This is a genomic window from Verrucomicrobiota bacterium, assembly GCA_037139415.1.
Taxonomy (GTDB): Bacteria; Verrucomicrobiota; Verrucomicrobiia; order Limisphaerales; family Fontisphaeraceae; genus JBAXGN01.
Map to the genome: position 1 here is coordinate 23,890 of JBAXGN010000045.1, position 20,740 is coordinate 44,629.

At 57.7% G+C, this 20,740-nt stretch carries 15 protein-coding genes; 8 read left to right on the forward strand and 7 right to left on the reverse strand.

The window, feature by feature from the left end; genetic code table 11:
• The first annotated feature begins 53 nt into the window (after positions 1-53).
• The 7 genes from WCO56_09960 to WCO56_09990 all read left to right on the forward strand — a co-directional run bounded on the left by WCO56_09960 (position 54) and on the right by WCO56_09990 (position 11,730).
• On the forward strand, positions 54-770 hold the full coding sequence (locus WCO56_09960; protein MEI7729884.1) for an SGNH/GDSL hydrolase family protein: 717 nt from the start codon (positions 54-56) through the stop codon (positions 768-770).
• 37 nt (positions 771-807) lie between these two features.
• Positions 808-1,833, forward strand: a complete 1,026-nt coding sequence (locus tag WCO56_09965; GenBank protein MEI7729885.1) for a sialidase family protein — start codon at positions 808-810, stop codon at positions 1,831-1,833.
• 128 nt (positions 1,834-1,961) lie between these two features.
• On the forward strand, positions 1,962-2,534 hold the full coding sequence (locus WCO56_09970; protein ID MEI7729886.1) for a MarR family transcriptional regulator: 573 nt from the start codon (positions 1,962-1,964) through the stop codon (positions 2,532-2,534).
• 32 nt (positions 2,535-2,566) lie between these two features.
• Complete coding sequence (locus WCO56_09975; GenBank protein ID MEI7729887.1) at positions 2,567-3,856, forward strand: efflux RND transporter periplasmic adaptor subunit; 1,290 nt, start codon at positions 2,567-2,569, stop codon at positions 3,854-3,856.
• Positions 3,853-7,002: a multidrug efflux RND transporter permease subunit gene (locus WCO56_09980; GenBank protein ID MEI7729888.1), complete on the forward strand. Its 3,150-nt coding sequence runs from the start codon at positions 3,853-3,855 to the stop codon at positions 7,000-7,002. The genes WCO56_09975 and WCO56_09980 overlap by 4 nt, the downstream gene beginning before the upstream one ends.
• A 106-nt stretch (positions 7,003-7,108) precedes the next feature.
• A complete protein-coding gene (locus WCO56_09985; GenBank protein MEI7729889.1) occupies positions 7,109-10,219 on the forward strand; it encodes an efflux RND transporter permease subunit in 3,111 nt (1,036 codons plus the stop codon).
• 23 nt (positions 10,220-10,242) lie between these two features.
• Entirely contained in the window at positions 10,243-11,730 is a 1,488-nt protein-coding gene (locus WCO56_09990; GenBank protein MEI7729890.1) for an efflux transporter outer membrane subunit, read from the forward strand.
• Between the two features lie 84 nt (positions 11,731-11,814).
• On the opposite strand, the gene WCO56_09995 is transcribed toward WCO56_09990, so the two are convergent.
• The 5 genes from WCO56_09995 to WCO56_10015 all read right to left on the reverse strand — a co-directional run bounded on the left by WCO56_09995 (position 11,815) and on the right by WCO56_10015 (position 19,974).
• Entirely contained in the window at positions 11,815-13,200 is a 1,386-nt protein-coding gene (locus tag WCO56_09995; protein ID MEI7729891.1) for a transposase, read from the reverse strand.
• A 322-nt stretch (positions 13,201-13,522) separates the two neighbouring features.
• Positions 13,523-14,731: a sialate O-acetylesterase gene (locus WCO56_10000; protein ID MEI7729892.1), complete on the reverse strand. Its 1,209-nt coding sequence runs from the start codon at positions 14,729-14,731 to the stop codon at positions 13,523-13,525.
• Complete coding sequence (locus tag WCO56_10005; protein MEI7729893.1) at positions 14,728-16,674, reverse strand: glycoside hydrolase family 32 protein; 1,947 nt, start codon at positions 16,672-16,674, stop codon at positions 14,728-14,730. The genes WCO56_10000 and WCO56_10005 overlap by 4 nt, the downstream gene beginning before the upstream one ends.
• A 5-nt stretch (positions 16,675-16,679) precedes the next feature.
• Positions 16,680-18,263, reverse strand: coding sequence for a glycoside hydrolase family 31 protein (locus WCO56_10010; protein MEI7729894.1), 1,584 nt, complete (start codon positions 18,261-18,263; stop codon positions 16,680-16,682).
• A 118-nt stretch (positions 18,264-18,381) separates the two neighbouring features.
• Positions 18,382-19,974 (reverse strand): hypothetical protein, encoded by a 1,593-nt coding sequence (locus WCO56_10015; GenBank protein MEI7729895.1) that lies wholly within the window; start codon positions 19,972-19,974, stop codon positions 18,382-18,384.
• Between the two features lie 160 nt (positions 19,975-20,134).
• Between WCO56_10015 and WCO56_10020 the strand changes: the two genes are divergently transcribed.
• Positions 20,135-20,257 (forward strand): hypothetical protein, encoded by a 123-nt coding sequence (locus WCO56_10020; GenBank protein ID MEI7729896.1) that lies wholly within the window; start codon positions 20,135-20,137, stop codon positions 20,255-20,257.
• 67 nt (positions 20,258-20,324) lie between these two features.
• Here the strand turns inward: WCO56_10020 and WCO56_10025 are convergent, their stop codons facing one another.
• Positions 20,325-20,567, reverse strand: coding sequence for a hypothetical protein (locus WCO56_10025; protein MEI7729897.1), 243 nt, complete (start codon positions 20,565-20,567; stop codon positions 20,325-20,327).
• A 9-nt stretch (positions 20,568-20,576) separates the two neighbouring features.
• Positions 20,577-20,740, reverse strand: a 164-nt coding sequence (locus WCO56_10030; GenBank protein ID MEI7729898.1) for an IS4 family transposase, incomplete at its 5' end; no start/stop codon positions are given.

The window sequence follows — 20,740 nt, forward strand, 5'->3', positions numbered from 1 at the left end:
AGACGATGGAACTTTGCTTGGCTTTACGTTGTCTTTATGGAAATATTCACGCCATGAAACACACATACTTATGGTTCGTTCTGGTCTTATTCAGTGGACAACTGGCCTTTGGCGCGCCAGCGACGAACCTGCCCGCTGCCAAGGAAACCGACTCGCGCCTGCAAGCCGATGGCAAAGGGTGGCGGCTGGATAAAGCCAAGATTACCGATGCCAAACGCCCGCGTGTCCTGTTGATCGGCGATTCCATTCTGAATGGCTACTTCAAGGCCGTCGCTTCCGCACTGGATGGCAAGGCGTACGTGGATGCCTGGGTCAATCCCTACTCGCAATCAACGCATTTGAACCAACTCCTGGCCGAAGTGCTTGCGCAAGGTCCGTACGACGTTGTGCATTTCAACATGGGCCTGCACGGATGGCAAGCAGGGCGCATTAAAGAGGGTACCTTCGAGCCGTTGACTAAGGCTTACGTGGAAGTCATCCGCGCCAAGCTGCCGCGCGCCAAAATCATCTGGGCCAGCAGTACGCCTGTCACGGTGAAAGGCAAACCCACCGAACTGGACCCGGCGATTAACCCCATCATCCTTGACCATAATCGCATGGCCGCGAAGGTCATGCAGGAGCTGCAGGTGCCAATCAATGATTTCTACACGTTGCTTGCAACAAAATTGGAATTGGCCCGCGGCGACCAATTTCATTGGAAGTCGGATGCTTACCAGATCCTCGCGAAAACCGTCACCACCTCTGTGCTGCGGGCGTTGGAGACGCCGTAAGCCGCGGCTCCGTCAGCGAATGCAACAAAACACCATCATGAAACATTCCCTCATCACCTTTGCCATATTGACTGGGCAACTTGGCAGTTTGCTGGCGGCCGATGCCCAACCGAGCCTGCTGAAAAGCGAATTCATCTACGAAACCGCGCCGTTTCCCTCGTGCCACGCCTCCACGATTGTGGAAACCTCCGGCGGCAAACTCCTGGCCGCCTGGTTTGGCGGTCAGGCCGAGGGTAAACCCGACGTTGGTATCTGGCTATCCCGCTTGGAATCCGGGCGTTGGACCGCGCCCGTGGAAGTGGCCGACGGCGTGCAGACCCCAGAACTACGGTATCCCTGCTGGAATCCCGTGCTTTTCCAGCCGAAAAATGCCCCCTTGATGCTGTTCTACAAGGTTGGTCCCAACCCCGCCGCGTGGTGGGGGATGCTGCGCACCTCCGCCGATGATGGCCAGACCTGGAGCGCGGCGCGCCGTCTGCCCGACGGCATCTTTGGCCCGATCAAGAACAAGCCCGTGCAACTGCTCAATGGCGATCTCCTTTGCCCCACCAGCACCGAGCACGCCGGTTGGCGCGTCCACTTTGAGCGCAGCCCGGATGGCGGGCAAACCTGGACGGCCAGCGCACCCGTCAACGATGGCAAGACCATTGGTGCTATCCAACCGAGCATCCTGTTTCATCCCGGCGGCCAATTGCAGGCCATCGGGCGCACCAAACAGAAAAGCATCTTTGAGATTTGGTCCCAGGACGGCGGAAAGACCTGGGGGGCGATGACCTTGACGGCGCTGCCGAACCCGAATGCCGGTACCGACGCGGTCACTTTGCGCGATGGCCGGCATTTGCTGGTTTACAATCATACACCCAAGGGGCGCACACCGCTCAACGTGGCCATTTCCCGTGATGGCAAGGATTGGCAGGCCGCCTTGGTGCTGGAAAACGAACCGGGCGAATACTCCTATCCCGCCGTGATTCAAGCCAGCGATGGTTTGGTGCATACGGTTTATACGTGGAAGCGCCAACGCATCCGCCATGCCGTGATTGACCTGGCCAAGCTGGCACCATGATATATTAGCCAGTCTTAAACTTAAGAAGAAGCTTTCCCAGCCTGGGATATTCATTGAAGGTGTTGCTTTTCTGGTAAATTTCTTTTGACAAGACTCTAAAAAGTACTTAGTTAGCTAACGAATTGAACATGAAGCGAACGTGCGATAAGCCCAGAGCCGCGGTGACGGAAGCAGTCTTCCATTCATTTTTGCGGTCGTGGGGATTGCTGCGGCAGGTGCAGGACCCTTATTTTGCGCGGTTTGGCATCAGTGCGTCGCAGTGGGGTATCTTGCGGGTGCTGCAGCGGGCGGAACTGAAAGGCGAAATGGAATTGTCCTTGAAGGAGGTGGCTAGCCGTTTATTCATTCAGCCGCCCAGCGTGACTGGCGTTGTGGATCGGATGGAACGGCTGGGGTTTGTGGAACGCAAACCTTCCAAGACGGACTTGCGGGTACGCCATCTCAGCCTGACGCCGCATGCACGTACACTCATGGCCAAGGTGTTGGAAGGTCATGCGGAACGGATACAGTCACTGATGGGTGGCCTCGAACCACATGAACAGGAAACCATGCTTGGCCTGCTCCAACGGATGGAGGCACATCTGCAAACACTCGTTTCGTTACCGTCCGCTAATGAAATGTCAAACCAGGAGGCAAGGCGGGAACACAGTTCCCGGCAACGGTCATCTATCCACCAAGAACGAAACCTAGCAACGAAGTAACCAAGAAAGAATCTATGGCTCTCCAAAATGAAATGAACAGTAAGATTCCATCGGCCAACGGTGGTGAAGCCGCTCCAGTGCATAACTCATCCGTTACAAAATGGGTGGTAATCCTCATGGTTGGCGCATTGATTGCGGCGGCAGCGTATTGGTGGAGTACCCATAATGCACCGGCCGAAAAAAAGCCTTCAGGCTTTGCGCGCGGAGAAATGCCGCCAGTGCCAGTCGTGGCGGGTGTGGTCGCCGAAAAGGATGTACCGATTTACCTGGAAGGGTTGGGTACGGTTCAGGCATTCAATACGGTCACGGTCCGTGCCCGGGTGGATGGGCAGATTGTGAAAGTGGCCTTTACGGAAGGTCAAGAGGTTCATGCTGGCGACGTTCTTGTGCAAATAGATCCAGACCCTTACCGTACCGTATTGGATCAGGCGGTCGCCAAGAAGGGGCAGGATGAAGCCCTGCTCGGAAACGCAAAGGCAGACCTGAAACGCTATGGTGATTTGCTGGCGAACGAGGGGGTTACGCAACAAGTCTTCGACACGCAGAAAGCACAGGTAAATCAGTTGGAGGCGGCGGTGAAAGCGGACCAAGCCACCATTGAGAGCGCAAAAGTCCAGCTTGCCTATACCACCATTGTCTCTCCCATTGATGGGCGCATCGGCATGCGCTTGGTGGATCAGGGCAACATGGTTCGCGCCAGCGACGCGACTGGTCTGGTGGTAATCACCCAGTTGAAACCAATCTCCGTCGTCTTCACATTGCCCGAACAAACGCTGGGGAAAATTCAAAAACAAGCATCCTTGGCCGCTGATCTCACGGTTTTCGCGATTGGGCGGGATAACGTCAATGTGCTGGGCGAAGGTAAACTCACCGTCATTGACAACCAGATAGATACCACCACCGGCACTATCAAGCTGAAAGCCACTTTCCCGAATACCGATTTGCGTCTCTGGCCGGGGCAGTTCGTCAACGCGCGGCTGTTAGTGAACGTTCGCAAAGGCAGTGCCGTGGTGCCGGCGTCCGTGGTGCAGCGCGGGCCGGAAGGCGCCTTTGCATTTGTGATCAAGGAAGATCAGACGGTGGAAATTCGGCCGATCAAAGTCGCCCAGATTGAACAGGGGGAAGCGTTGATCGAGGATGGCCTTCATTCCGGAGAACGCGTGGTGGTGGACGGTCAGTACAAGTTGCAGAAAGGGTCCAAGGTCAAAACGGCCGACGCATCCGGCTCTGGTCAGGGGGGTGAGCGTGGAGGTCGCCGGCCCAAGTCTGCGGGTGCGAGCGATGATGGCGGTACTCGTGGAACCAAGAAAGCCAAGCCGTGAACATCTCCGAGCCATTCATTCATCGCCCGATTGCCACCTCGCTCTTGATGGCAGGCATCCTCTTGATGGGGGCGCTGGGCTATACGCTACTGCCGATCTCATCGCTGCCGCCGGTGGATTTCCCGACCATTCAAGTCACCGCACAGTATCCTGGGGCGAGTCCCGAGGTGATGGCGTCGTCTGTCACCACACCGTTGGAGCGGCAATTCGGCCAGATCAGCGGGCTGGCGCTGATGACGTCGGTGAGTTCCTTTGGCAACGCCAGTATCACGCTGCAATTCGTGCTCGACCGTGATATTGATGCGGCGGCACAAGACGTTCAGGCGGCCATGAATGCCGCTAACGGGGTGCTGCCGAAAATGCCCAATCCGCCGACCTATAGCAAAGTGAATCCGGCAGATACGCCTATCCTTACGCTTCAAATCAGTTCGGACTCCCTCCCGCTGGAAAAGGTCAACGACTTGGCGGATACGCTGATTGCCCAGAAGCTCAGTGAAGTGACTGGGGTCGGGCTTGTCACCATCGAAGGCAACCAGAAGCCTGCGGTACGGGTTCGCATTAATCCCCTGGCTATAACCGCGCAAGGACTCAGTCTTGAAGACGTGCGGGCCGCGTTGGTGCAAAACAACGTCAATGCCCCCAAGGGTAGCTTCGATGGAAAACGTCAGTCGTACTCCATCAACGCCAACGATCAGATTTTTTCTGCCACAGAATTTCGCGATGTCATCATCGCCTATAAAAAAGGTTCTCCGGTGCGTCTGCGGGATATTGGCGATGTGATTGACAATGTCGAGAATGTGCGTCTGGCGGGCTGGGTGGACCGCAAACCGGCGGTGATCCTGGATATTCAGCGCCAGCCCGGGGCGAACATCATTGAAACTGCCAACCGGGTAAAGGCATTGTTGCCGAAGTTGCGCTTGTCCATTCCCCCGTCGGTGACGATCTCCATTCTCACTGACCGCACGGAAACGATTCGTGCCTCTGTGGCTGACGTGCAGTTTACGCTAGTATTGGCAGTTTTACTGGTGGTTATGGTGATCTTCGTGTTCCTGCGAAAATTCTGGGCGACCGTTATCCCCAGCGTGGCCCTGCCGCTGACCATTGTGGGCACGTTTGGCATCATGCATTTGGTTGGGTTCAGTCTGGATAACCTATCGCTCATGGCACTGACGATTTCCACGGGGTTTGTGGTGGATGACGCCATCGTGATGATTGAAAATATTGTACGCTATATTGAAGCGGGAGAGCGTCCGATGGCAGCGGCACTAAAGGGCGCGAAGCAGATCGGGTTCACCATTATTTCGTTGAGTTTTTCGCTGATCGCAGTGTTCATTCCGCTGATTTTCATGACCGGTATTGTGGGGCGGCTGTTCCGGGAATTTGCGATCACCTTAAGCGCGGCAGTAGTGGTTTCGGCCATCGTATCGCTGACGTTGACGCCAATGATGTGCGCGCGACTGCTGACGGTGGATGATAAGTCGAAGCACGGACGCTTGTATCTGGCCACCGACCGGATGTTCCAAGGACTGCTTGACGCGTATGATCGCAGCCTGCAATGGGTGCTAAGACATCAGGCACTCACGTTGACCGTGGCCATTGCCACGATGGTGGCCACCGTGTGGCTTTATGTCATCATTCCCAAGAGTCTGTTGCCACAGCAGGACACGGGGTTGATCATCGGCGTTACAGATTCAGCGCAGTCCATTTCGTTCAAATCCATGGTCGAACGACAACGCACCATTGCAGAAATCGTGCGTCAGGATCCGGACGTGCTAAGCGTGGCATCGTTTGTTGGCGCTGGCACCGTGAATGCGACCGTAAATTCGGGCCGATTATACATCAATCTCAAGCCGCGCGATCGCCGCAAAGCCAGTGCGGATGAGATCATTGGCCGGTTGCGCGCGGCAACGGAACCGGTGGAGGGCATTTCCTTGTTTATGCAGGCGGCGCAAGATGTGCAGATTGACAGCCGTGTCAGCCGCACTCAATTTCAATATACGCTGCAAGATGCAGATGTGGTCGAACTCTCTAATTGGGCACCGAAACTGTTGGCCGCGCTGCGGAACAAGCCTGAATTGGTGGATGTCGCCACGGATCAACAATCGGGGGGCCTTCAGGTCAAAGTGGAAGTGGACCGCGAGAAAGCGTCACGTTTTAACGTCCTTACGCAAGCTATTGATGACACCCTCTATGACGCCTTCGGGCAACGCCAGGTCTCGACCATCTTCACACAACTCAACCAATACCGGGTCATCCTTGAAGTGGACCCCCAATATCAACTTTCTCCGGAGTCTTTGAGTAAAATCTACGTCAAGTCTGCGACCGGGCAGATGGTGCCTTTGAGCGCCTTTGCGACCGTGAGCATTGCCACTGCGCCGCTAACCATCGTTCATCAGGGGCAGTTCCCGGCGGTGACGCTGTCCTTTAATCTCGATTCGGCCAGTTCACTCGGTGAGGCCGTGAAGGCCATTCAGGCTGCGGAAAAGGAAATCGGTCTGCCGGAGACGGTGGTGGCCACGTTTAGCGGTAGCGCCGCCGAGTTTCGCTCATCCCTGGAAAGTGAACCGTTCCTGATCCTTGCCGCCATTATCGTGATCTACATTGTATTGGGGGTGCTTTATGAGAGCTATGTGCATCCCATCACAATTCTATCGAGCCTGCCGTCGGCCGGCGTGGGTGCGCTCCTGGCACTGATGGTGACGGGCCAGAGTCTTTCGCTCGTTGCGCTCATTGGCATCATTCTACTGATTGGCATTGTGCAAAAAAATGCGATCATGATGATTGATTTTGCGCTGGATGCCGAGCGCACGGAAGGATTGCCGCCGGCGAAATCCATTTACCAAGCGTGTCTGCTGCGGTTCCGGCCAATCATGATGACCACCATGGCGGCGCTGCTCGGCGCGTTGCCCTTGGCGTTGCAGGAAGGCACTGGTTCCGAACTGCGCCGTCCGCTCGGCATTGCCATCGTGGGCGGCCTGTTGCTTTCGCAACTCATCACGCTCTACACCACGCCGGTCGTTTATCTCTATCTGGATCGGTTGGGGCGCTGGGCTCGGGGTGGACGCGCGGTTACGCGGGTGGAAGAAACCGAAGGAATGGCTACCGCGCCGGCTTTCACCGGGCCAAACCCGCCTGTCCAATTATGAATTCAAACTTGGGAATTTTGTTTGCGCTTTCTCCGAAATTCGTAATTCGGATCTCGGCTTTCTTTCGGCGTTCGTGGTTCGGAGTTCGGACTTCTTTTGGACGCTCATGAATATTTCCGCGCCATTTATTCGCCGCCCGGCTGGCACCTCGCTGCTGGCCATCGGTCTGTTTTTGCTTGGTATCGTGGCCTATCATTTCATGCCGGTGGCGGCCATTCCCCGCGTGGATTATCCGATGATCAGTGTTTCAGCCTCGTTACCGGGCGCGGATCCGGCCACCGTGGCGTCGTCGCTGGCGGCACCATTGGAGCGTCGCCTTGCCCAGATCGCCGGGGTTTCTGAAATCACTTCGGTCAGTACTTTGGGCGGTTGTTCCATCACCATTCAGTTCGATTTAAATCGCAAAGTGGATGGCGCGGCACGCGACGTACAGGCTGCCATTAACGCCGCAGCGGCGGATTTGCCGATTAACCTGCCCAGCCCGCCGACCTACCGGAAAGTCAACCCGGCCGATGCCCCCATCATGATTCTGGCGATGCGGTCGGAGACGCTGCCGCCCACCCAGGTGTTTGAGTACGCTGATACCATCATTGGCCAGCGATTGAGTCAGGTGGAAGGTGTCAGTCAGGCCAACATCAGCGGCGCGGACAAATCAGCCGTGCGCGTTCAGGTCAATCCCGGCGCGATCGCCTCGGCTGGGCTCAGCTTGGAGGATGTTCGCACCCTCCTCAGTCAGGTGAATGTGGATTTGCCCAAAGGCAGTTTTGATGGGGAATATCACTCCTATACACTGGTCAGTAATGATCAAATTCAAGATGCCAAGGACTATCATAATCTCATTCTTACGCAGCAGCGTGGTGTTCCCATCAAGTTGAACGCACTGGGCCAGGCTGTCGAGAGCGTCGAGAACTCCCGGGTTGCGGGTTGGGCGGGCACGAACCGGTCGGTGTTGGTGATCGTTTTCAAGCAGGCGGGGGCCAACGTGATTGAAACGGTGGACCGGATTCGCGCGATTCTGCCACAACTCGAAAAATGGATTCCTCCGTCCGTGAAAATTACCGAACTGAGCGACCGGACAACGACGATCCGCGCCTCCGTTCATGACGTGCAACTCTCGCTCCAGCTCAGCATCGCGCTGGTGGTGATGGTCATTTTCCTTTTCTTGCGGCGGTTCTGGCCGACGTTTATTGCCAGCATCACGGTACCATTGGCGCTGGCCGGTACGTTCGCCTTCATGTACCTGTGCCATTTCAGCATTGATAATCTCTCGCTCATGGCGGTCACCATTTCCGTTGGTTTTGTGGTGGATGACGCCATCGTGGTCATCGAGAATATTCATCGTTTTATTGAACTCGGCGATACGCCGAGGCAAGCGGCATTTAAAGGGGCTAAACAGATCGGGTTCACGGTCATCTCCATGAGTACTTCGCTCATCGCCGTGTTCATCCCGCTGCTGTTTATGGGGGGATTGATCGGGCGCTTATTTCACGAGTTCGCCGTGACGGTGAGCTTGGCTATTCTGGTATCCGGCGTCATTTCATTGACGCTCACACCAATGCTCTGCTCCCGCTTCCTGAAAGCGGAGGCTTCCTATAAGAAACCGGGCTTTTTCAACCGTGCCTGCGAAAGTAGTTTTAACTGGTTGCTTGGACATTACGAAACCGGATTGAAATGGGTGCTGCGTCATCCCGGGTTCATGATGATGATTGCCTTGGGCACATTGGTTGCCACCATCTGGCTTTACCAGGCGGTTCCCAAAGGATTCTTTCCGCAACAGGATACCGGCATCCTGATGGGGGCCTCTGACGCGGCTCAGGATATCTCCTTTCCCGCGATGGCGGAGCTTCAGCAAAAGGTGGCGCGAATCGTTCTGAACGATCCGGCGGTGGCCACAGTTGGATCTTTCCTAGGTTCGGGTGGCGGCGGCAGTTCCACGGTCAACAACGGCCGCATGTTCATTACTTTAAAACCGCTGGCCGAACGCAAAGTGAGCGCGGATCAGGTGATCGCCCGCCTGCGCCGAAAGCTGGGCGAGGTCATTGGCATGAACCTGTTTCTCCAGGCGTCACAGGATATCCGTGTCGGTGGGCGGATGGGCCGGGCGCAATTCCAATACGCGCTGCAATCCGGCAATCTGGATGAACTCAATCTCTGGTCCACGCGGCTGACGGAACAACTTCGCCGTTCACCGGAACTGCGGGATGTCAACAGCGATCAGCAGACGCGTGGCTTGCAAACCACGATTGTCATTGATCGCGCTGCCGCCTCGCGTCTCGGCGTTTCACCCATCGCGATAGACAATACGCTCTATGATGCGTTTGGCCAGCGCCAGGTCTCCACGATGTATCAGCAATACAACCAGCATCATGTCATTCTCGAAGTGGAGCCGGGGTATTTGCAGGACCCCTCCGCGCTCAGCAAAATTTATGTCCGTTCCACGAACGGAGTGCAGGTGCCGTTGATGACGGTGGCGAAGTTTAAAACGGAGAACACGTTTCTCTCGGTGAATCACCAAGGCCAGTTCCCGGCGGTTACGATTTCGTTCAACCTGGCTACGGGAGTCGCGCTTGGGCAGGCCACTGAAGTCATTGAAAAGGCGGTTCGGGACCTTCAGATGCCTTCCAGCGTGCAGGGCAGTTTTCAAGGCACGGCGCAAATGTTTCGCGCCTCCATGACCAACATGCCGCTGCTGATCGCCGCAGCGCTGATCGCGGTTTATGTGGTGCTCGGCATGCTCTACGAGAGCCTGATTCATCCGCTTACCATCATCTCCACGCTACCCTCTGCCGGTGTTGGCGCCTTGCTTGCCCTCATGATTGGCGGGTTTGACCTGTCCTTGATTTCCTTCATCGGCATCATACTCCTGATGGGCATCGTGAAGAAAAACGCCATCATGATGATTGACTTCGCGCTCGAAGCGGAGCGCCACGAAGGGCTCAGTCCGCGGGATGCCATCTATAAAGCGTGTGTGATCCGGTTCCGGCCAATCATGATGACCACGATGGCTGCGTTATTCGGCGCGATTCCGCTGGCGATTGGTATCGGCACAGGTTCCGAGTTGCGCCAACCGCTTGGCATAGCGGTGGTCGGCGGTTTGGTGCTCTCGCAGACCCTCACGCTTTACACGACGCCGGTGATTTACCTGGCATTCGAGAGCCTGGGACAGCGCTTTAAAGCGTGGCGTCGCGGGCGCAAACTTCAACTCGCACCCGCCTGATGAAATTTGAGGAAACTTGGCCTATGAAAATCAAACGAACACTATTTCTCAGCAGCGCCTGCGCTGTCGTCCTGTTGGCTGGCTGTGCCGTGGGGCCGAATTATCAGCGGCCATCGGCACTCGGCACGAACGCAATACCTGCGACTTTTACTGGAACCACCAATCATTTGGGTGAGTGGAAAACGGCGGAACCCTCCGCGCACCTGCCGCGGGGTGCATGGTGGGAAATTTTCGGTGACGCGGAATTGAACCGCCTTGAAACACTGGCGACCGCCGGCAATCAGGAGTTGGTTGCCGCGCTCGCGCATATTGAGCAGGCGCGCGCCCTGGTCAGCGTGACGCGTGCGGATATCTTTCCTCAACTTTCAGTTGTCCCCAGCGCCAATCGCCAGCGTACCAGCGAGAAAATGCTCACCGGCAAGAGTTCCATGTACAACACGTTTACGGCTCCGCTCGAAGCGAGTTGGGAACCCGACCTTTGGGGCCGCGTCCGCCATGGGGTGCAAGGCGCGCGCGCCCGCCTGACCGCCGCTGCGGATGATTTGGAGTCTGCCAACCTCGCGATTCAGGCGGAAGTCGCCCTCAATTACTTTACGCTGCGGTCGCTTGAAGAGACCCGCAGCTTGTACGAGGAAACCATTAAATCCTATCAGCGCTCCCTCGACCTGACGCAGAATCGGCATACGAACGGCATCGCCACCGATTTCGATGTGTCGCTGGCTGAAACCCAGCTTAAATCCACCGAGGCGCAATTACCGGCGGTGGATCTGCAAAGCGCCAACCTCCGGCACGCGCTGGCGACGCTCTGCGGGCAGCCAGCCATGAGCTTCATCATTAACGAGGCGAAGACCAATTTGGTCGCGGCTCCCGGCGTCCCGCTTTCGTTGCCCAGCGAGTTACTGGAACGCCGCCCGGACATCGCCGCCGCCGAACGCCGGATGGCTGCGGCCAACGCCGACGTTGGCGTGGCCGCCACGGCCTTCTATCCGCGGGTCATCTTCAGTGGGCTCGCTGGTTTTCAATCCATTGACGCGGGCATGGTTTTCACCTGGCCGAGTCGTGTTTGGTCGGTGGGGCCTTCATTGCAGCTACCGCTCTTCACCGGCGGACGCAATCGCGCCCAACTCGCCTCTGTGCGGGCTGGCTATGATGCCATCGTCGCCAATTATCGGCAGACCGTTTTGAATGCCTTCCAGGAAGTCGAGGATCAACTTGCCGCCCAACGCCTGCTGGCCAGGCAATTTGACGCTGAAAATGCCGCGCTCAAGTCTGCCCGCCGCACCCTCGAAATTTCTCTCTTGCGTTACAAGGGTGGCTTGCTCACCTACTTGGATGTCGCCACCGCCCAAAATGCCGCGTTGGCCCACGAACAGACCGTTGTGCAACTCAGTGCCCGTCGTCTGGTCGCCAGTGTGACGCTCATTAAGGCGCTGGGCGCTGGGTGGAGCGTGGATGACGGTGGTGGTGGAACACGGGGACAGCAGAATAAGACGTCAACAAAGATACCCTAAAAAGTTGGCCGGTGAGTCCCGCTTCGGCTTCAACCGGTGAAAGAATATATATTCCTGGGCATTATTCGTAGGTATCATAGTCCCCTATTCTATCCGTTTGGAGATATGATAAAAGCCCGCGTCGCTCCCAGCAAGGCGATGGAGACGGGTTTCGGCTGATTCGTCCAACAATTTAGCGATGGTACGCAACAGTGTCGGAATATCCATCGGTTTCTCCAGTAAAACGCCAGCGCCGGAACCGACGGCTGTGAATAATTGATTCGGGCGCGCAGTCGCAATAATGATGGGAAACAGCGATAACTTGAACCACGCCGCATTGACCCCAAACCGCTGGCTCGGTACATGCCCCCCGGCCAGCTCATTCTTCACCTCATCATGCGTGTGTTCCACCGTCCCCGCCTTCTCCCGATGCCAAGCTAACAATCGGCCCCCCTTGATCGCCTGATTGGTCACCACCGCATGAAAATGCCGGTCGGTGCCGTCGGCAAACAACAGCCCTTGCGCTTTGCGCAATCGCAGCCCCACATACCGCAGCGGCTGGCGGTCCTTATGCTCCACTTTTTCCCCCGGCACAAAGTCCACTTCCGCCCACTGTCGTAACGTGCCGTCCGCCTCGCTTCCGAAGGTTTGCCAATCGCCTTCCGCCACCTTCCGCAGCGCCGCCGCCAGGGGCTCGCTCAGCACCGCACTGACCGCAAAGCCAATCCGGCCGCCCGGTTCCGTTTGCCGATCCGCATGGTTCAACCACGCCAGCAACCCGTGCTCATGACAGGCCGAATCCCCACGGAAATACCGTTGGCTCACCGTTGCTGGCAACGCGGCAAACGCCAGTTGCGCGCACGTCAGGGGCTCCTGCTGCGCCGGCACATTGCTGTCCCGCAACTCGTCTGCCAACACCAAATCGGCTTCCGCCCACACCGCCACCATGGGCTGATAGCCTTGGCCGCCCTCGTAGTGGGCATAGGCCGCCGTCTTGTGACTTTCAATGATCGTCGCGTCCTGATCCACCGTGGCGATCCGTTGCGCCTGCCCTTGCTGCGCATAGCGTTTAGCCACGTTCCACACCAAGCCCCGTTGCACTTCCTGTAAGGCTTGGATTGGCGCACTGGACGGAAATATGAAACTCTTTTGCACCGCCCGCGCGGGCTGCATGGTTTCCAATTTCTCGTCGTGGAAGCGTTCGAGAAACTCCCGCACCGCCGTGGCCTTGGGCAGCGCGTAGCCCAGACCGTGCGCCAGGCAATCGTCCCCAACCAAAAGGCGCAGGTCATCGGGGCATTCCCCGCCCACTGCCTGAAGCAGGTGGATCGTTTCCACCAACTGGGCTTCAGCAAAGCCGCGCTGGCGTTGGCGCAACGGGAGATTGGCGGCGATGAGTTGCGGCAGCCTCAGGGACCGGAACGCGCGGGAGACACTCAACAGTCCGGCATGGGCGCTGGTCGCCTCGTGCAAGAGGGGCGTCCAGGACAAAGGGCGTCTTGTGTAACAGTGGCAAACGTGCGGCCATGGCTATACATATAGAATATCTATATATATAATTCAACTTAAAAATAAACAAATATAGGTCCCAGCGAACCCAAATTGAAAGATCAGTAAATTAGGCGTGGATTAGGGCAGGTATCGGGAATGTCCCCGCTTTTGTCACCTGACGGCTTGGCCGCAAGGCAAGGGCCAAGGCGTTCAACCTGCCCCTGCCATAAAAAATGCGAGGCCCAAGGCCTCGCGGTTGCGGGAATTAACCGCCTCGCGGCCAGTCCGGCGGGAGTGCAATGGCGAAAAAAACAAATTCTTATCAGTTTTTGAGTTCCGCCATCGCTTCAGCCAAGCCCTTCCCGATGCCACCGAGGATCTTTGCCGAGCCGAGATAGTGAAATTCAAGGTTGGAGATGCCTTTCTCCAGCACCTGTCGTTCCCGCTCCGTGAGGCCCGCCAGGCGGAGTTTCTCCAACGCCGCCTTTTCATCAGCGGGTTTCAATTTGCCTGCGGTCGCGAGTTTCTTCGCCCGCTGTTTAATTTCATTCTCCCTCGCTTTCGCGGCGGTTAACTCAAGGTCCCAATACTTCTCGGTTCGAACGGCCACGACATTGCCTTTGAACTCCGGCAACTGAGCTGGTGCCGCCATCGCATCGCGGAAGTTCTGGTGCGTCGCCTTGTAGCGCTGCTGGTCGGGACCATATTCCGCCGTCGGCCCGCCCACGCCGAGCACACCGATGACGAAAGGCAGCTTCGGCGCGTTCAAATCCTTGCGCACATCGCGGATGAAGTGAGCCATCGCCGTGCTGTAGGCGTCGTAGCCGCCGGGTTTGTCGCGATTCGGATAGGTACCGGAATCCACCAGGTCGTTCCAACCTTGGAACCACACAAAGCCGGCCAGCTCGTAACCCTGCGCGGCATCGTAGCCGGGCACCACGCGCTTGATGTCCGCGAGCACCTTCTTCACATGCTCGACCATTAAGCGGTAGTTCACGCCCGTTTCCTTTTCCTTCGCGGCTTTGATGGCTGCGAGGTCCTTGCCCTGTTTTTTGAAAGTGGCGAGCTGCGTTTCATTAAACACATACGGTCCGGCGCTCGGCGGGCGGAAGTCGGTATTCAGGCTTTTGCCGCCCCATGCGGTCTTGATGAGCAGAATGGGTGCGTCCGTGAACTTCTGCATGTAGAGACCAAAGGTGAACTCAGGCCCGATTTTCGGCCCGTTCTGGCTGGCACCAAAGCCGGCGGTCAACTTGCCCGTCTGCTCCGTGTCGGCGGAGCCAAGCGAGGAAATCCATACGCGCTCGCAGACCTTCGGCTTCCCATCCGCGCCCAGCATCTCGGCCAGCATCGGTTTGGTGGCCGGGTCCATGCCGATGTGCTCGAAGGTGCTGACTTTGGCATGGCCCTGCATATTGGACTGCCCGGCGAGGATGAAGACTTTCAGGGGCTTCGCTTGAAGCTGAGTCGCAAGAAGGAGTGAGGTGAGCGAGAGAAAAAAACGAGTGGGGGGGATGCGCATAGGTTTCATGGTTTAGTTCCGGCGTCGTGCTCCCATACCGATTTCAGGGTGTTCACCGTCAACGATGTGAGCCGCACGTCGTCGCCTTTGGCGAACACCGCCACCGTACGCTCCTCCTCCTTGGGAAGAATGGCCATCGGCATATAGACACGTCCGTCGTTAGCAAAGATCTCGAGCGAGACGCGGTCGAGCAAGAGTCGCAGCTTAATCGTGCCGTTGACCGGTTTGAGCGGGGCGGTGCGATCAGCGCATTTCAACAGTCCGCTCTTGGCGTCGAACGTGACGGCGACGCCGCGCAAGTTCAGCCCCACTTCCTCCGTCGCCACGCCGACTGAAAACTCGGCGGAAATATCAAGCAGTCCGGCCTCCACTTCCGGCAGGACGGTGCCTTTGGGAGTGAGCGGGAATTTGGAAAACTCGCGCCTGGCCATGTAGAGCGACGCGATTTCCCGAATCGGCCAGGCGAAAAGACGCGGCCCCTCCTCCGTGGTCCGCAAGGTCAACTCCGTGGGAAAGTTCATCATCTGGCTGAAGGGCATTCCAGGCATGCGCGTGTTGAAAGCACAGCCAACATTGATTCGTCGCCCATCCTCCGCCGGAATATTGTTATAGGACTGCGCCGCACCGTAAGTGTTGCCAAAGTTGAATTGGAGTATTTTAGTGTCAGGCGTGAACTGCTTGCCGTCGAAAGTCCCGACGAGATAGCGGCCGCCGGCATACTTGCCGCCAACGCACAACGATGGGATATGATTGGGCATCAGAACCCATTTCTTGTTCTTCTGATTTCCTCCGATTGGCAGTTCGAAAAGATCGGGACATTCCCAGCAGTCCGGGATTCCGCTATTCCGTTCCCAATGTTTGAGGTCCATCGAACTGAAGAATTCGAAACCGCATTCCGCCTTCTCCAGCCAGCCCGGCTTCCCGGGCGGAACCTCGGGCGACGATTTCAGGATCCGGCAGGTGACCATGATCCAGCGACGGGTGGCCTCGTGCCAAAATACGCGCGGGTCGCCGCCGAGTTTTCCAGGGAGCGGGTTGCCGGAATATTCGGTGAAAGTCCGGCCGTCATCCGTGCTGTAGGTGAGGCATATCCCACGTCGGGTGCTGGGATAGACGATGACGATGGTGTCTTCCGTCCCCTGCTTAAACCCCGCCGTGTTCTCCTTGTCCACAACGGCACTGCCGGAATAAGGATGATCGCCACACTTGGGTGGGTGAAGGGCGATGGGCAGTTCCTGCCAATGCACCAAGTCTTTGCTGACCGTGTGGCCCCAGTGCATGTTGCCCCACTTGAGCCCATAAGGATTGTATTGAAAGAAAAGATGGTAGTCGCCCCTGTAATAAACCAGACCGTTGGGATCGCCCACCCAACCGCGGCGTGGCGAGAAATGAAATTGCGGACGCAACGGCTCACGATAGAGATTCTCCGCATCAAGCAGCGTGTCGGACTGGCGGAGTGAAGCGAGCGCCTTCGATCCCGTGGGCAACGTGTCTGCGCCCACGCTCAGTGTCTTGCCAACCCACACGCTCACATCGAGCGGCGCCCACCAGTCGGCATCGGCATCGGCCAGTTCGATGTCGAAGCGACGAACCTCCTTGCCATCCACGCTCACCGTCACCACGCGTTTCGCTGCGCCGTTCTTCACTGGAAAATGGAGCAGCTTGTTTTCAACAACAACTTCCCGCGCAACGATCGTTGCGACCATCGTCGGCGACGCATCGGCGGCGTGCAGCGCGGCCAGCGGCGCCAGCAGCAGGGCGGTGAGGAGTGTGAGGATGCACTTCTTGGTTGTTCTTTTCGTTTTCATTTGATTCGTCATTTCCAATGCTTGGAAAGAGCCGACGCGGAGTTTTCCAAACCTTGGAACTTCCGGCAAGTTTCGCCCGGCGTGCAGCGTGGCCAGTGGCGCCAACAACAGGACGGCGAGCGTGAGGGTTGAGAGTCTGTTCATGGGCGTTACTGTCGTTCGAAGTAAAGCAGGCGACCGAGGGGGACGGCGAAGCTTTTTTGGATGGGGCCGGCGATCAGGGTGCCGTCGTCGGCTTTCCATTTGCCGGACGGAATCCGCACGGTGCGGGCGGTGCCCTTGGTAACCATTGGAGCCACCAGCAGGTCGTCGCCCATCAAGAATTGGTCTTTGACGTTCTCGTAGCCGCCGTCGGGGAATACGTAGGCCAGCGGGCGCAGGATCGGTTCGCCGGTGGCGGCGCTGGCTTGGGCGAGTTCGAGGATGCGCGGCGTGAACCGTATCCGCAACGCCACGGCCTGTTTGACGGCGGTCAGATGGGCGGCGTCCAGCACACGCCAGGGTGCGACGGAGAATTGCATCATTGGGGCGAGGGCGTGGACTTGCGCGGACCGCACGATCAGGGCTTGGTCAATGGTCGCCGTATCGAGGAAGGACGTGAATTCGCCGCCGCCGATCAGATCGGGACAGACAAACGTGTACCCCATTAGCCCGGCGGCGATCATGTCGGGGATGAGTTGTTCAAGGTCGGGCCAATTGTGGCTCTTGTCGCAGAGGCGTTGCACGAGTGGCCGGCCCGCGAACTTCCATGTGGCGCGATACTCGTTGAGCGGAAAGGCGAGGCCGATCTCGCCAAACAGCCGGGCGTGCTCATTGGGGTCGAGTTTCTCGTGGGCGAGATATTGCGCTTTGTAGAACTCGGTGTCGCCGGCATCGAGCTTGAAACCGTCCACGCCGTAGGTGGCTTGCAGGCGCGTGAGTTCGCCGGTGAACCACGTCTTGGCGGCCGGGTTCGAGAGGTCGAGCATGGCGCTGTTGCCGTTCCACCATTTGACCATCGCGGGATCGCCGGGTTGATCCATGAAGAAGGCTTTTTTCCTGGCCAGCGCGCGGTAAACGTCGCTGTCCGGGCTGACAAACGGGCAGACCCAGACCATGACCTTGAAGCCGAGGGCGTGCAGTTCGTTCATCATCGCCTTGGGATCGGGAAAGCGGCCGGGGTGGAAGGTCCACTTGCCGTAGTCCTCCTGCCAGTTATCGTCGATCATCAGCACGCCGGGCGGCAGGCCATTGTCAACGATGGCGTGGGCGTACTTGAGCACGTCCCGCTGGTTCTGGTCGTACATCAACTCGATCCACGTGTTGTACTGCGGCGTGGCGAACAGCGCGCGGTCCGGCAGCTTGCCGTCGGTGGGGAAAAAGGTCTTCGACGCGTGGCGGTAGGCGTCACGCAAATTCTGCCCCGCTTGACCGTGCCGAAACGTGTTGCCCGCCGACGTGACGCGCAGGGTCTTGTCTTTGAACGCGAAGCGGAACGCCTTCTCGCACCAGACATACCGGCCCTTCGAGGAAACCAGCAGCGGCGCGTACTGATTCCCGCGATTGTCGCCGTCGAGGTTGATGTCAATGGGCGCGACGCCGTACGGCATCTTTGTGCCGAGCGTGACGGCACCACCCCACCACGCTTCGTTGGGCAGCAGGTCGAGTGTGAGTTCCGACGGCGCGGAGTTCTGCGCGAAGCTCGCCGTTGCGGCGAGCAGGAGCGAGAAGCTGAGAAGGTTGCGAATGTTCATGGTTCTTCTTCCTCGTTGATTATTTCATCGCTGAGTCACCAGCGACATTCAGCGGGGCATGGAGGGACAGGAATAAGTGAAAGTGTGTGTGTCATAGTCCAGGTCGGGTTTGGCTGGTCTATTCTTTCGCTGCCTGGCGGGTGACGATGGGAACGTAACCGACCTCCAAGCCCGGCGGCGGAGTGACGATCAAGGCCGGATCAAGTTCCGCCAGTTTGCCAAACGCGGGTGGCGGCAAATAGTCGCGGTCCTTTTTCCAATTCCGGTGGATTTTCTCCACGCGCGCCTGGAAGGCCTCCCGCTCCTGAGTCGTCAAGTCGGCATTGAGCAGGGCTGGTTGGTCAGCGAAGCGGTACCAGTAGTAGGTGACCACGCTGCCGTCCCCCGGATGCGCCTGAAAAGGTCCGGCTTTGGGGCCGGGCTTTTTCCAACAACTTGCCGCATCCTCGGGCGTAACATAGGCCTTGGGGTGCCTACCGGTGGGTCGGTCAAAGCGCGCCTTGGTCAAACCCGTTTCCGCCGGAACCTCTTCCGCCCGCACTGGAACCCATTGGGATTTCCCGCCGTTCTTCACCAGGTGGAAATATTCGGGAAGCTTCACCAGCGGACCATTCTTGGACTCGGTTTGCTTCACGACTTTGAGATCCCAGCGATAACCGAAGGTGTTCGGATCCACCGCCATCGGTGTCGCAAAGGAATGCCACGTTAGGGGTACCTTCTCTTCCTTGGAAGTACCGTCCGGATAAATTTTCCAGGTGGCTCCCCCTTTGCCGGTGAACTTATGAAGTACGGCAGCTTCAGGACGAATCACGCCGCTGGCCGCCACACCACCGCCGAACCAGGTCTGCACCGCATCCCAGAGCGCCTGCTTGTTGTAAGAGGTTATGTGATGCACAAGCCGTGATTCGCCGTTGGGCTCACTGGGAAAGAAGGTGGGGGCGATTCGGGCGTAGGTTTCCCCTTTGGCGTCCACGGCCTGAATACTGGGGACATGCTGGGTCTCCATCTGCAAGGCCCGGTTGGGGTTCGAGGGTCTGCTATCCAGGAGCATATCGCGGAAGCGAGGGTCAGCGACCACGCCACGGGACCAGAAATAAGGGGTGAAAAACGCCACCGGCCCTTTGAAATTCCGCGTGTTCAAAAAGAGCGTCCAGGACTGGTCCCCAGTCGGGATATCCTTGCCGGCGGTGATGGTTTTGGCCGGAGTGAGCGGCAGCGGCAGGTAGCCATAGCCGAACAGTTCGCCGCAGGTGCCCTGCTTGAGATTCAAACCATCGGGTGGCCACAACAGCCAGGGGCTGAGTTGCGCGATGCCGTATTTGCCATTTGGCTTGTCCCAGTCCCTTCCTTTCCCGGCCCCGGGGCCGTTGGCCCACTCGCTGAAATTCGGCGCCACGCCGCCCATGATGAACTTCGGCGTCTCCGTGGCATACTCCGTGTCCCGCCACCAGCCGAGGCCGCCCTCGACATCGGAATAGAGTTTGATCGCCGGAGAAGGTTCATTCCGGGCGAACATCCAGGTGCCGAACAAACCAGTTTGAAAACGTTGCCCCGGATATTGGTCCAACAACGGCCAAGCGGCCACATACATGGAGTACCCGGCGTTGTAGGTTTCGGGAACTTTCTCGTTGGGGACGAGGAGATAGCCGGCCATTTCCCCCTTCTGAACCGGGTTGGAGGCACCCTCCGCCGACCAGGCGCCGGCAGCCACCCCAAGCAATGCTGCGGTAATCCATCCCAGCCTGCTGGTTTGCCACCCCAGACTACTTCTCCTGAGTCGAAATATTCGTGAAAGCTGTCTGTTCATAATGCTGTTTCTTTCCGTTGCTTTATCGAGTGTTTTCATTTTCTGATTTTCCTGCAAATCAATTATGCCACTGACCATCGCTTTACCGATCAAGGCGTATTTCGCTCCTGCCGCGCAGCTTCAATTTATGCTTTTGCGCAAGCCCGCCCGGTATCAGCGGCGATACGACTCAGGTGGTCCCAAATAAGAAACCTTCGGCGGCTGGAAGTAAAGGACGAGTTTATAGTTCACAACACCCGCATTTCCCCGCTGCCTCAGAGCCAGAGCGCTTCCTTCATCGCGGCTTCGGTTTCCGGTTTGAGACGTCCTGGGAAGTGGGAGCTTTTCGAGTGGAAGAGGCAAAGAGTCCGCGCATATTCTGTGGTCGTAAACATCATCCACGATTTGCCCTCGACCTGTTGAGGAGTGACGGCGGAGTTGGGGTTGCGATTTAGAGCGATGAAGTCGTTGGCCTGCTTGAGCAGGCGCGCGTTGGCCTCATCCACCCTCTCATTCAAATCTGATCATTACCCATAAGTCCTGTTGCTGGACGCCGCCGGTTTGAACACCTGCGAGAAGACCTGCCAGGCCTGAGCGATGTCGGCTAAGCGCTGCAGGCCCAGCCACAGCGTTTTTGTCCCCGGCTCGCCATCGCCTTTGCGGCCCAGGAAGCCGCCCAGTCCCGCCACCA